Raw genomic sequence first — 14,394 nt, forward strand, 5'->3', positions numbered from 1 at the left:
TTCGGCCTCCTCCCCTGCGCTTGTCGCCGCCCCGCCTGACCGCCGGATCGCGACTGTTCGACGACACCCCGAAACGCTTCGGCGCGCGAGGGAGGGGGTCTCCCCGCGCGTCGCCCGAAGGATGGTCAACATGCAACGTCTTCTCCTCGGCGCCTCCGGCGTCGTGCTCGCCTTTGCGGCTATGCCCGCAGCGGCCCAAACCGCTTCCGAGGTTCACACCGCGACGGTGCAGGACATCGTCGTCACCGCCCAGCGTCGCGAACAGTCCAGCCAGGACGTCGGCATCGCACTGACTGTCGTCGGCGGTCAGGACCTCGACGAAAAGGGCGTCAGCGTCATCAACGACATCGAAAACGTCGTTCCGAACATGGAGGTCGACAGCCAGTTCGGCAGCGGCCAGCCCAGCTTCCGCATCCGCGGCATCGGCACGCGCGAATATTCCTCGAACAACGCCTCCACCGTCGGCATCTATGTCGACGAGGTCGCCCACCCCTATACGATCACCACCCAGGGCGCGATGTTCGACATCTCGCGACTGGAAGTGCTGCGTGGCCCCCAGGGCACCCTGTACGGCCGCAACACGACCGGCGGCGCGGTGAACATCATCACCAACGCCCCGACCGTCGATCAACGCGCGGGCTTCTCGGCCGAATACGGCTCCTATGACCGCTACAAGGTCGAGGGTTATGTCTCGGGCCAGATCGCGCCCGGCCTGCTGGGTCGTTTGGCCGCCGTCACCGAACAGGGCGGCGCCTGGCAGTACCACCGCACGACCGGCGAAAAGCTGGGCGATCGCGACAAGACCGCCCTGCGCGCCCGCCTGACCTGGGACGCCTCGCAGGACGTCACGGTCGATCTGTCCGCCACCTATTCGGTCGACAAGTCGGATGGCCTTGGCTTGCGCCTGCGCGCGCCTTACTCCGTCTTCGACGGCAGCGTGACCTATCCCGCCGACACCGCCCGCCGCATCACGGGCTGGCAGATCTCGCCGGCCCTGGCGGCCGTGTCCGGGCGCAGCCTGGATGCCAAGCCGGGTCGCGACAACGACGGCCTGGACCTCAGCGCCCGCGTCCGTGCCGACCTGGGCTGGGCTACGCTGAACACCATCACCGCCTATCAGACCTTCAGCCGCTCGGAATACAATGACTGGGACGGCACGCCGGCGGCGGAATCGGACGTCTATTTCTACAACGACATCAAGGCCTTCTCACAGGAAGCCCGCCTGTCCAACGAAGCGGGTCGCCTGAACTGGATGGTCGGCGCCCACTATGCCGACGAAAGCGTCGACGGCGGCTTCTACACCGAGTTCCGCGGCGCCAACCGCAACCTGATCAACACGCCCTATGATCAGTCGGTCCAGGCCATCGGCGTCTTCACCCACAACAGCTTCGCCCTGACGGATCGCCTCAGCCTGATCGCCGGCCTGCGTTACGAGAACGAGGACCGCAGCCTGACCACGACCGGCACGCGCCGCCTGAACGTCGCGGTCGGCCCGGAAGCGACATTCGAGACCTCCCTGTCCGAATGGACCGGCCGCTTTGGCCTGGAATACGACCTGGCCGACAACGCCCTGCTCTACGCCAGCGTGGCGCGCGGGGTGAAGTCGGGCGGCTTCACCACCTACAACGGCCAGTCGCGGACGTCCTTCAAGCCTGAAATCGTCATCGCCTATGAGGCAGGGATCAAGTCGGACCTGTTAGACAACCGCCTGCGCGTCAACGGCGCCGTCTTCTACTACGACTACGAAAACCAGCAGATCCAGGGCAACGAATACAGCCGCGAGACCGGCCAGCTGGGCAAGATCACCAATGTGCCCAAGTCCGAAATCTATGGCGGCGAGATCGAGCTCACCTGGACGCCGTTCTCGGGCCTGACGATCAGCCAGAACTTCGGCTACAAGGAAGGCAAGTATAACGAATACTTCGCCATCGACCCCACCGCGACCAACGCCGCCAACCCGGTCAACGGCCCATGGGACATCATCATCTCGAACGACCGTTCGGGCGAACCGCTGCAGTTTCCCAAGTTCAACTACGGCGGCTCCATCGCCTATGACTGGTCGATGGCCGGCGTCGCCCTGCGGGCCGAGACCAACTACAATCAGCGCGACGGCATCTATAACGCTTCCTCGGCCTCGGTCCTGCCGGGCTACTGGCTGTGGAACGCCAACCTGAGCGCAGGGCCCGAGAACGCCAACTGGCGCGTCGGCCTGTGGGCGCGCAATCTCTTCAACACCGAATACGAAGAGACCCGCAACAACTTCAACGGCGGCGCCCGCCCGACCAGTTCGCCGAACGAAGGCCGCACCGTGGGCGTGCGCCTGACGATGGACTTCTAAGTCGGGTCGCTATTGGCGGGCCGTTTGTCCGGCCCGCCGCCCTCTTGCCTTCGCCTGCCGGGATCGTCGCCGATGCTGATTGTCAAACCCTCGTTGTCGCTGAGCCGCCGCGCCCTGATCGCCGGCCTGGTCGCCGCCCCGGTCGTGCTGCGTTTCGGCCAGGCGCAGGCCGGCGGCGCCTATCTGTTTCCGCTCGGCGTCGCCAGCGGCGATCCCTGGCCCGACGGTTTCGTCCTGTGGACCCGCTTGGCGGCCGATCCCGTAGCGCCCGACGGCCTGGGCGGCCTGTCGGCGCCGATCGAGGTCGTGTGGGAGGTCGCGACGGACGAAGGCTTTGGCCGCATCGCCGCCTCGGGCCGCGCGACGGCGGACGTCTCCTCCGCCCATGCCGTTCACGTCGAGGTTCAGGGCCTGCGCCCCGGCCGCCCATATTGGTATCGCTTCACCGCCGCCGGCCAGCGAAGTCCGGTCGGCCTGGCGCGCACCGCGCCCGCACCGAACGCCGCCGTCGATCGGCTGCGTTTAGCCGTCGCCTCCTGTTCGAACTGGGAGTCGGGCTATTTCAGCGCTTATGGCCACATGGCCGACGAGGCGCCGGACCTGACCCTGTTCCTGGGCGATTATATCTACGAATACAGCCGAACCGGCGCCCAGGCGGCCAATGTCGTTCGCCCCTATGGCCTGGAAGAGGCCACGACCCTGGCCGGCTATCGCAACCGCTACGCCCTGCACCGCACCGACGCCGACCTTCAGCGTCTGCATGCCGCCGCACCGTGCCTGGCGACGTGGGACGACCACGAGATTCAGGACGACTATTCCGGCATCTGGTCCAAGACGCCCGGCGTCGCGCCGAACGATTTCCTGCGTCGCCGGGCCGCCGGTTACCAGGCCTTCTACGAAGCCATGCCGATCCGCCGCACCCGCCTGGATTCCCGCCTTCAGATGCCGATCCATCGCCGCATCCGATACGGAAACCTGGCCGAATTCTTCATGCTGGACGGACGCCAGTATCGGTCCAAACAGGCCTGCAGCGACGGCCCGAACGGCGGCAAGGGACAGGTGGTCACCGACGCCGTCTGTCCCGATCGCCTGGACCCCTCGCGCACCTTCCTGGGCTTCGAACAGGAAAACTGGCTCTACGACGGCCTGGCCAGGTCGCAGGCGCGCTGGAACATCCTGGGCCAGGACCTGGTGATGGCGGGACTGCGGTTCGGCAACGGCGATGCGGAGACGCGCTACTGGACGGACACCTGGGACGGCTATCCCGTCGCCCGCGACCGGATGACCGAGGCTCTGGCCACTCTGAAACCGCGCAATCCCGTCGTGCTGAGCGGCGACTACCATTCCTTCTGGACCAACGACGTGAAGCGCGTCAGCGCCGACCCGTCGTCGGCGACGGTCGCCACAGAGTTCGTCGGCACCTCCATCTCGTCCTCGGGCCCGCCCTACGACTCCCTGATGGCGAACATGCCGAACAATCCGCAGATCAAATTCTTCGACAGTCGCGTCCGGGGCTATATGTCCATGGACATCACGCCGCGCCTGATGACCACGCGATACCAGGCCATCAGCGACGTTCGCGATCCCAGGGCGGCCCTGTCCACCCTGAACACCTGGGTCGTCGAGGACGGCCGTCCCGGCGCCCAGCTCGCCTGAAATCCAACAGTTCCAGAGTTCCCAATGAGCCCCTTTCCTCACGCGCGTCGCCTGGCGGCGACGGCCCTGGCGTTCGCCCTCGTCGGCTGCGCCGGCGCGCCCGCGCCAGCCCCCGCCTTCTGGACCGGCTTCCGCGACCATCCGCACGGCTATCTGGCAAAGGACGGCGCGCCAAACGCCGCCGCCTTCCTTCCGCCGCCGCCCGAGGCGGGCTCGCTGCGCGAACAGGACGACATCGCCGTCTATCGCGCCACGCGCGCGCTGAAGGACACCCCGCGCTGGGCCCAGGCCCGCGCCGACAACGAGATCGAGACCCCCAGCGCCCCCCGCGTCTTCGACGAGGCCTTGGGCATCCGCTTCACTCCGGAACGCATGCCCGTCCTGACCCGCCTGCTGGGCCGAATGCTGGGCGACCTGGAGACCATCCAGACCCCCGCCAAGCGCGGCTTCATCCGTCCGCGTCCCTTCGTGACGGAGCCCGCCGAGACCTGCATCACCCCCGAGCCCTGGCTGGCGGCAAGCGGCTCCTACCCCTCGGGCCATTCCGCTCTGGGCTGGGCCTGGGCGCTGGTCCTGTCGGAGATGGCGCCCGACCGCGCGGACGAAATCCTCGCGCGCGGCCTGGCCTACGGCGAAAGCCGAATGATCTGCGGCGTCCACTACGCCAGCGACGTCGAGGCCGGCCGCATCGTCGGCGCCGCCCTGTTCGCCAGCCTCAAGGCCGACCCGGCCTTCCAGTCCGATTTCGCCATCGCCGCCCGCGAACTGACCGAGGCGCGCGCCGCAGCGCGCTGATCGGCCACCCTCGAAAAAGCGACCGATCAGATTGGCCGGGCGTTGCAGACCCGCCATCCTTCTAAGGAAACGGGTCGCCGCTTCGTTGGACTCATGCGCGATGTTCTTGGGTCGCCGCATGTTCGGGGCACATGGTGCATTGGTTGCGATCACTCACGCTGGTTCCCGCCGTGGCGGTTTGCCTGCTCGGCGCCGCCCGTGACAGCGAGGCCTGGCGGTTCAACATCCCGGCCCAGAGCGCGATCGGCGGGTTGAACGCCTTCTCGCGCCAGGCGTCGACGGTCCAAATCCTGATGTCGCACGAAACCGTCAGGGCGCGCCGCACGAACGCGCTGAAAGGCGACTACACGGCGGATGCCGGATTGAGCGTGCTGCTGAGAGGCAGCGGACTTCAGTCTCGAAGAACCGGCCCATCAACCTATTCGATCGTGGTCGCCCGTGATCAACGCCGCACCTCTGCGACGCTGCAAACGCCTCTTGGAAAGCGCGGCCGAGTTTCCATCCTGGCGAAAGGCGATCAACGATGACGATGCGTTCCGGGGGCTGCGCGCTCCTCTTTCTCCTCGCCTGTTCCAGCCTGACGTCGCCCGCGATTGCGGCGGTCCGCAGCGATGCGTCTTCCGCCGTCGATGTGAAGCCGACGCCGATCGCGGATGTCGTGCGAGAGATTTCGATCCCCTACGAGACCTTCACCCTTCGCAACGGACTGCGGGTGATCGTTCAGCCCGATCACCGATCCAGTCTGGTGACGATCCAGATCGACTATCTGGTCGGATCGACCTCCGAGCCCCCCGAAAGGACGGGTTTTGCGCACCTGTTCGAACACCTCATGTTCAACGGCAGCGAGAATGCGCCCGGCGACTACAGCCTTTGGTTCCAAGAGCTTGGTGCAGACTTGAACGGCGTTACGAGCGCCGACAGAACCGCCTATTACGAGCGGGTTCCGACGGCTGGTCTGGAACGGGCTCTGTTCCTTGAAAGCGACCGCATGGGCTATCTGCTCGGCGCCGTCAGCCAGACCACGCTCGATGAGCAGAGAGGGGTCGTCCAGAACGAAAAGCGGCAGGCCGACGATCGGCCGCTGGCCAGGGTGCGCGACCACGTACGTGAAGCGGTCTATCCGGCCGGGCATCCCTATGCGCACAACGTCTTCGGATCGATGTCGGATCTCAACGACGCCAGCCTCGACGACGTTCGGACCTGGTTCAAGGCGCACTACGCGCCCGGCAATGCGATCCTGACCCTTGCCGGAGACATTGACGGCCCCACGGCGCGGCGACTGGTCGAACGCTATTTCGGAGCGATCCCGGCCGGCCCCGTAAGCACGCCTCCACCCGCCCCCGTGCCTGAGCCGTCCAGCCGTCGCGAGGAAACGATGACGGATCGCATCGCCTCGCCGCGCCTGTTTCGCGCCTGGGCCACGCCAGGAAACGACGACCCGCAAGCGCTCGCTCTCGACGTCGCCCTGGGCGTCATGGCGCGGCCGTCAACGAGTGAATTCAAGAAGCAGTTGATTGAAGGGGATTCGATCTTCAGCACCCTGACCGTAAGCTTCGATCTGGGCGATCGGGGCGGATTGATCGTCATCGAAGGCTCTGTCCGCGAAGGCGTGGATCCGGCCGTCGCCAGCGCACGCCTCGACGCCGCCATCGCCCAGATGCTGGCGCTCGGCGCGGCGCAGGACGACATCGACAGATATGTCACCGACCTTGTGTCCCAGCGAATCCGCACGTTGGATTCCAGCGGCGCCAGTCTGCTGGCCGCCGCCATGCGCACGACGGGCGATCCGGCGAACTACCGGTCGCAGTTGGACGGGCTGGCCGGCCAGACACCGGCCAGCGTGACGGCCGCCGCGCGTAAATGGCTGGGCCTCCCCGCCTATGCGCTCACCGTACTGCCAGGCGCGGCGGCGCCTTTCGAAGTCGTCGGTCCCGTTCGTGCGGCGACGAGTTCTACGGCCGAGACACCGGCGCCGCGTGTCAGCCGCGGCGACCTGCCCCCGCTCGGCGACTTCGAAGACCTCGCCTTCCCTGCGGCCGAACAGGCTCGCCTGAGCAACGGCATCGAAGTCATCTACATGAAGGGTTCCGAGACGCCGCTGACCCAGGTGGACGTGCAGTTCGACATCGGCGAATCCGAAGGTCGGGCCGCTTCGGCTTCCCTGCTTCCACTTCTGGTCGGTCTTTTCACCGACGGCTCCGCACAGCGCAGCGAAGCGGAGATGTCGCTTGAGCGCGACGCTCTGGGCGCGACCTTCAACGTGACCTCGCAGGGTGGTCAGACGCTCGCCAGCCTGTCGGCGCTGAGCCCGAATCTTCAGCCCTCTCTGGACCTGATGGCGGAATCGCTGATGACCCCGTCGTTCTCCGACCAAAGCCTGGATCGCCAACGACAGGCGCGACGCGACGCCATGCAGGAGGCGCGCCAGGAAGGCGCAGATGTGCAAGGCGCGATTTCCAAACTGGTCGAAGGGCGATCCGACACCCCGCCCCCGGCCTCGGACAACGACTGGTCGCGTGAAGCTATCATCGCCTATCACAATGCGTGGATCCGGCCTGACAAGGCGACGCTGTATGTCGCCAGCGACAAACCTCTGTCGGAGGTTCTGCCGATGCTAGAGCGTTCTTTCGGACAATGGCGCGCCGAAGGACAGGCGGGCGTCCCGTCATCGTCGTCACCCTCGGCGCCGGCGGCGCCGGCGGCGCCGGGCATCTATCTCATCAATCAATCCGGCTCGGATCAGGCTCTGATCTTCGGCGGCCAGGACATCGCCTTCCGCGACGACGACCAGCGGCTGGCCGCCATTGTCGCGAATAGCGCCCTGGGCGACAGTTTCTCCAGCCGCCTCAACACCGACTTGAGGGAGACGCGCGGGTGGAGCTACGGCGTTCAGGGACGTGTTGAGACGCGCCCGGACGGCGACCGCTATGTCGTTTCCGCACCCGTCCAGCAGGATCGCGCCGCCGACTCCCTTGCGGCCATCCAGACCGATATCTCCGACTTCCTGACCACCGCTCCCCTGACCGATCAGGAGTTCCGGCTCGCCGTGAACAATCAGGTCCGCGCCCTGCCCCTCACCTACAACGATGGACAGTCCTTCCTGGGCGCCATCCGGGAGAACAGGCGACTTGGACGGCCGGACGATTATCAGGGCGGCCTGGCTGCGCGGTATCGGGACATGACCGTCGATAAGGCGAGATCGGCGATCGCGACCGCGATCCGCGCCGATCGCTTCATATGGGTGATCGTCGGCGACAAGGTCCTGATCGGACCACAGCTCGAACAGCGTGGGCTTGCATTCGATGTCGTCGATGACCAGCCCGAGACCGCGCCTGTTGCAGAACGCTGAAGTCAGCAAAGGGCTGCCTCTTCGGCCGTCGCGATACGGGGCGGCTCGATAAGGAAACCCTGTTCACCTTCGTCGAAACTAGGCCCGCACGCCGGCATCGCCGTAGCATCAGAACGGGCTCATTTCGGGGAGCTTCTTGACCATGACTTTCAGACGCATCGCACTCGCGGGCACGGCGCTTGTCGCGCTCGGGCTATCCCAACCGGCCTGGGCGTCGATGCAGGACGCCGTCCCGGTGCAGACGCTGGTTCAGTCTGTGAGCATTCCGTACGAAAGCTTCACGCTGGACAACGGTCTGCGGGTCATCGTCCACACGGATCGAAGCGTGCCCCTGGTGTCCTTCCACGTGATCTACGACGTGGGCGCCCGTCACGAACCTGCAGGCAAGAGCGGCTTCGCCCATCTGTTCGAACACCTGATGTTCAGCGGGAGCGAGAACGCCCCCGGCGACTTCTTCACGCCCTTGAAGGCCGCAGGCGTCACGGCGAACAACGGCATGACCCAGCCGGACAAGACCAGCTATTACGAGACCGTGCCGACGCCTGCACTCGAACGCGTTCTGTTCCTGGAAAGCGACCGCATGGGTCACCTGCTCGGCGCCATCACCCAGCAGCGCCTCGATGAACAGCGGGCCGTCGTGAAGAACGAAAAGCGTCAGGGGGACAACGAGCCGGCCGGACTTGTCGAATACAAGCTGACGGAGGGGCTTTATCCCGCCGACCACCCCTATGGTCACAGCGTCATCGGTTCGATGGCGGATCTGGATGCAGCGACGCTGGATGACGTCAAAAGCTGGTTCCAGGCGCACTATGGCCCCAACAACGCCACTGTGACCTTGGCGGGCGACATCGACGTCGCCACGGCGCGGCGACTGATGACCCAGTATTTCGGCGACATCCCATCGGGGCCGCGCGTCGTGTCGCCTCCCGTGACAGTCCCCACCCTGCCCGCCCGCAAAAATGAAACCATGACCGATCGAGTGTCCGCGACGACACTGGTGCGAGCTTGGGCGGTGCCCGGACGGGACGACCCTCAAGGCGTGGCTCTGGAAGCGGCGGCAGGCCTTCTCGGCGCGCTCGGCTCATCACCGCTTCAACAGATTCTGGTTCGCGACGAAAAGCTGTTCACGGGCGCATCGGCGAGCGCCAGCCTCTCCGATCGCGGCGGCATGTTCATCGTCGCCGGCGAACTGGCTGAGGGCGTCGACCCCATCGCCGCCGGACAGAGGCTCGACGCCGTGATCGCCGACTTCCTCGCGAAAGCCCCGACCGCGGACGATCTCCAACGCTACGTCACCCTGGACGTGACCGGCAGCCTTTCGGGCATCGACGCGGTGTCCGACCGTGGCTACGCCCTGGCGGACGGCAGCTTCCTCAGCGAGGGCCCCGACTACTTCAAGGATCGTCTGGTCAGCCTGGCGGCGCAGACGCCGTCCAGCGTTCAGGCCGTCGCCAAGCAATGGCTGAGCCGGCCTGTATATGCACTGACGCTCGCCCCCGGCCCTCGCGTTGGTTACGTCGAATCCGAGGCGGCCGATGTCGTGGCTTCGACCAATGCGGCGCCTCAGGACGTCGCCCCGCCGCGCGAAAGCGCGCGAGGTCCCATGCCTCCAGTCGGCGATGCGCCGACACTGACTTTCCCGCAGGTCGCGCGTCCGACACTGAGCAATGGTCTTGGGGTGGAATACGTCCACCGTGCCGCCAGCCCGATCAGCTATGTCTCGCTGGAGTTCGACGCAGGTTCGGCGGCGGAGCAGCCCGGCCGCATCGGTGCGCAGACCATGCTGCTGGATCTCCTGGACAAAGGAACGCTCACACGCAGCCAGACCCAGTTCGCCAACGAACTGGAACGTCTTGGGGGCGACATCCGTCGCGGCGCGTCGAAAGACAGGACCAGCATCACCCTGTCGGTTCCCACCGGAAATCTGTCGGCGGCGATCGACCTTATGGCCGACATGGCGAGGAATCCAGCCTTCGCTCCGGATCGGATCGAGCTTCAGCGCACCAGTCAGTTGGCCGCCATCGCCGATGAAGCCACCGATGCTCGAACCCTTGGCGACCGCCGCCTGATCGGACTGCTCAACGCCGCCTCGCCCTATGTCAACGATCATGGGGCGGGAGACGAAGAAGCGGTTCGCGCCCTGAGCCGCGAGGATCTGGTCGCCTTCCAGCACGCCTGGCTGCGGCCGGACAAGGCCAGGATCTTCGTGGTCAGCAGCGCCCCGCTGGATGTGGTCCAGCCGCTTCTGGAAGAGAATTTCGGAGACTGGCGTCCGACCGGCCCCGCAGGTGTGAAGGACTTCACCCGGCCGGCCCAGTCAGCGGCCCCGCAACTGGTCCTGATCGATCGTCCTGACTCGGCCCAGTCCGTCATTCTTGCAGGTCAGTACACCGGCCTGCGCAACATCGACGACATTCTCACCGTCGATGTCGCCAACGACGGTCTCGGCGGCGGCATTCTCGGCCGGCTGAACACCGACCTGCGCGAGCGAAAAGGCTGGACCTATGGCGTCAGCGCCGGCTTCCGCGCTCAGGCCTATGCGGCGAACTATACGGTCGCCGCCCCCGTCCAGTCCGACAAGACCGGCGCAACGATCCAGACCATTCGACAGATCGTGGCGAGCTACATCGGCGACCAGCCGATGACCCAGGCGGAGCTGACGCTTTCGGTCGAAAGCCGGATGCGTTCGATGCCGGCCGAGTTGGCGACATCGAAATCCATTCTGGACGCTCTGCGCTCGAATGCGATCTACCAGCGTCCCGACAGCTACTTCTCGGATCAACTGGCTGCGCTCGGCGCCCTTCGTCTCGACGACGCGCAGTCCGCCATCCGAACCGTCGTCAATCCGGACAAGTTCGTCTGGGTCGTCGTTGGCGATGCAGAGAAGGTCCTGCCACAGCTTCAGGATCTGAATCTGCCTATCCAGGTCGTGCGGTCTGACGCCGACTAGGAGAACGCCAGCGTGAAATGCGGGGTGCAGTCACACCCCGCATTTCATATTTTAAGTTTTCACGACATATTTTTGTAAGGAAGCCCACAAACCCTTCGTCGATCTTCACAGGACAAGCATGTCCTGAGGGATTTGGGGGCAAATCATGCGGTGCAGGGGTTCCATTCACGCCTATCTGGCGGCAGCCGTTCTGACCTCGATGTCGGCGGCTCCGGCCATCGCGGTCGCGCAGACTCGCACCTTTTCGGTGCCTGCCGCTCCCGCCCAGATCGGGATCGGCATTTTCGCCGGCCAGGCCGACACGCAGGTTCTGATCAGCGCGGATGACGCGCGCGGCATCACCACCCGCGCCGTGTCCGGGGATTTTCCCGTCGAGCACGCCTTGACGCTTCTGCTGGAAGGCACCCCACTCGACTGGCGCAAAACCGCCCCGAACAGCTTTTCGATCGTCGATCGCGAATATGTCGAGGCGGGCGCCCTGCCGGACATCATCGTGCAAGGCACGCGAAACTGGACACTGAACACCGGCATTCGACGCAGCGCCGACGACAGCCAGCCGTTCGTCGTCATCGACGGCGAAACCATCCGTCGCTCCGGCGCGCCCGACCTTGAAACCTTTTTGCGCAATCAGTTGAGCGTCAACGCCTCTGCAGGGACCTCGGATCAGGCAGGCTCGCTCTCACGCAACACCAGCAGCATTAATCTGCGCGGCCTGGGCTCGCGCGAAACCCTGATCCTGGTGGACGGGCGACGGTTGGCCGGCACGACCAGCGATGACGGAAGCCTGGGCCAGACCAGCATCGTCGGCATCCCCCTGGCCGGCATTGAACGGATCGAAGTCCTCGCCTCCTCGGCGTCCGGCATCTACGGCAACGGCGCCACCGGCGGGGTGATCAACATCATTCTTCGTCGCGACTATCGCGGGGCCGAGGTGTCCACGACCTACAGCGACACCTTCAAGGGCGGCCGGGCCGGCAAACGGTTCGACGCCACAGGCGGACTGTCGCTTGAAGACGGCCGCACAAACCTGACCTTCACGGGCAACTGGACCCAGGCCGATCCCCTCTTCTATCGGGACCGCGAAGACCTGGTCGTCGCCAGCCGCCGCCAGGGTCTGGCGAACAATCCCAACTTCTATCGCTTCGCCGCCCCGCTGGGCACGACGCCGAATATTCGTTCCCTGGACTTCTCGCCGCTTCAGCTGGACCCGATCTATGGCGGCGCAACGCTGGGATCCTTCCGCACCTTCGTCCCAGCCGGTTTCCGGGGCGTGGCCATGGACGGCGTCGCTCCTCTGGTGGCCGGCATCGACGGTTATTCTCTGGGGCTTGCCGAGAATGCCGCTCCTGGGGGCGGTGATCGCGAGATGCTGTATGGCATCGACCAGATGGCGGCTTCCATCGCCGGTCGACGCGAGTTCACCTCGTGGCTCCGGGTCTATGCGGAAGCCGCCTGGACCCGTTCGGAAAGCCTCGCCCGAACGAACTCCGTGCCCATGAACATAAACCTGGCGGCCGACGCACCGAACAATCCGTTCACGCAAGACATCCAGGTCACGGTGCCCTTCATCGGCGCCAACTACGAGTCCAACAAGGCCATCGCCGAAACCTATAGGGGCGTCCTGGGTGCTATCGTGAAATTGCCGGGTGACTGGCAGGCCGTGCTCGACTTGTCTCGCGGCCGCAACGAGACCGACGGCGATCCCTCTCCCGCCAACATCGATCAAAGCAGCCTGACCCAGTTCCAGAACGGCGACCAGGACATTCTGCGTGACGTGCGGTTGCCGCCCGCGTTCAACTACGTCTACCAGCCGGTGCCCTACAGCTTCAACAACGGTCAAAACCGCAACGACATCACCACCTCGTCGCTGCAGTTGGCCGGCCCGGTGCCGCTGTCGCTGCCCGGCGGCAAGCCCACCGTGACCTTGAGGGTCGAGCGCACGAGCCAGGATCAGGCTGCGAATTATGCGGCCCAGAACACCCAGGACTTCTCGGTCGTCAACTATTCCCCCCGCGGTCATCAGCAGGTCGACGCGGTCTATGGCGAAATCAACCTGCCGATCTTCGGCGAGGGCCGCACGCTTCCGCTGGTTCAGGAACTGCTGTTCACCATTTCCGCGCGTTACGAGCGCTACAGCGAGACCGGCTCGCCCGCCTTCCAGTGCTTCGTTACGGAGGGCTTCCTGCCCTCGCTGGACCTGCCCTCGCTTTGCACCGCGCCTGTGGTCGAGGCCACGACCGAACAGTCCAGCACCGATCCCAGCTACAGTGTTCGCTGGCGTCCGGTGGGCGGTGTCACCCTGCGGGCCTCCTATGCGACGGGTTATCTGACGCCCAAGCTGACGGATCTGGTCAGAATCCCGGAGGCGCGTCTCTACACCACGGCCCTGGACCCTCTTCGCGGCAATGAGATGATCGGCACCGAGGACGCCGACTTCCCAGGAAACTTCTACGTTTCAGGATTCCGCGGGGGCAACACGGACGTCAAACCCGAGACCTCCAAAACCCTGACCGCCGGCGCGATCTTCACGCCCGCATTTATTCCGGGTCTACGGTTTTCGGCCGACTGGACGCGCATCACCAAGCGCGACAACTATTTCGATCCCATCCAACTCCTGTTCCCCGACTTCATCCCCGGCGGGCAGGACGCTTTCGCCTCGTTCATCGCGCGCTACCCCGAACGTGTCACCCGCGATGCGCCCTCCGATGGCTTCTCGGTCGGCCGCATCACCAGCATCGATGCGTCGATCGCAAACCTGGTGGGTTCGGAGAGCGAGTCGATTGACTTCGTCGCCAGCTACACGCGCAGTTTGTTCGGCGGCGATCTGAACGTCGACGCCAGCGCGACCTACGTCAGCAAACTTGAGCTTCAGGAAGTGCCGCAAGCCCCCACGATCGACTACGCGGGTGTGATCAGCGACGACTTCCTGAGCTTGCGGGGCGGTTTCGGAACGATGAAATGGAAGGGAGCTGCGCGTGTGCAATGGACCGGTGAGAAGATCAGCCTCGCCTGGCAAGCGCGTTACTTCGACTCCTACTTCGTCAATGCAGACCGCAGCGTATCGCTGAACCAGGGCTCGGCTACGATCGGCAGCCAGATCTATCACGACATTTCGGGCTCCTACATTTTTGGAAATGGCGTCACATTCCGCGCTGGCGTCAACAATGTCCTGAACACGCGACCGCCGGTCGACAGTGTCTCTCCCTCGCGGATCTACAGCACGTTCGGCGATCCTCGCCTGGCGAACTATTACCTAACGCTCGTGAAGAGCTTCTGATGATCGGGGCTGGCGACGCCCTCCTCCGG

The 14,394-nt window shown here is 65.2% G+C and carries 7 protein-coding genes; all 7 read left to right on the plus strand.

The annotated features are described in order from the left end of the window. The first annotated feature begins 130 nt into the window (after positions 1-130). The 7 genes from ACQY72_RS03865 (at position 131) to ACQY72_RS03895 (ending at position 14,365) form a co-directional block, all read left to right on the plus strand. Positions 131-2,338 carry a TonB-dependent receptor gene (locus ACQY72_RS03865; protein WP_428155886.1) on the plus strand — a complete coding sequence of 736 codons (2,208 nt, stop codon included), beginning with the start codon at positions 131-133 and terminating at the stop codon, positions 2,336-2,338. A 72-nt stretch (positions 2,339-2,410) separates the two neighbouring features. Next, positions 2,411-3,994, plus strand: coding sequence for an alkaline phosphatase D family protein (locus tag ACQY72_RS03870; protein WP_428155888.1), 1,584 nt, complete (start codon positions 2,411-2,413; stop codon positions 3,992-3,994). 24 nt (positions 3,995-4,018) lie between these two features. Beyond that, the gene (locus tag ACQY72_RS03875) at positions 4,019-4,789 is read left to right on the plus strand and encodes an acid phosphatase (protein ID WP_428155889.1); all 771 of its coding nucleotides are present in this window, start codon (positions 4,019-4,021) and stop codon (positions 4,787-4,789) included. 131 nt (positions 4,790-4,920) lie between these two features. Beyond that, complete coding sequence (locus ACQY72_RS03880; protein WP_428155890.1) at positions 4,921-5,316, plus strand: STN domain-containing protein; 396 nt, start codon at positions 4,921-4,923, stop codon at positions 5,314-5,316. Next, complete coding sequence (locus ACQY72_RS03885; protein ID WP_428155892.1) at positions 5,313-8,138, plus strand: M16 family metallopeptidase; 2,826 nt, start codon at positions 5,313-5,315, stop codon at positions 8,136-8,138. The genes ACQY72_RS03880 and ACQY72_RS03885 overlap by 4 nt, the downstream gene beginning before the upstream one ends. Before the next feature lie 142 nt (positions 8,139-8,280). After that, a complete protein-coding gene (locus tag ACQY72_RS03890) occupies positions 8,281-11,088 on the plus strand; it encodes a M16 family metallopeptidase (protein WP_428155893.1) in 2,808 nt (935 codons plus the stop codon). A gap of 145 nt (positions 11,089-11,233) precedes the next feature. Next, positions 11,234-14,365 (plus strand): TonB-dependent receptor, encoded by a 3,132-nt coding sequence (locus ACQY72_RS03895; protein ID WP_428155895.1) that lies wholly within the window; start codon positions 11,234-11,236, stop codon positions 14,363-14,365. The last annotated feature ends 29 nt before the right edge of the window (positions 14,366-14,394 follow it).

Source organism: Brevundimonas sp., assembly GCF_965279155.1.
GTDB lineage: Bacteria > Pseudomonadota > Alphaproteobacteria > Caulobacterales > Caulobacteraceae > Brevundimonas.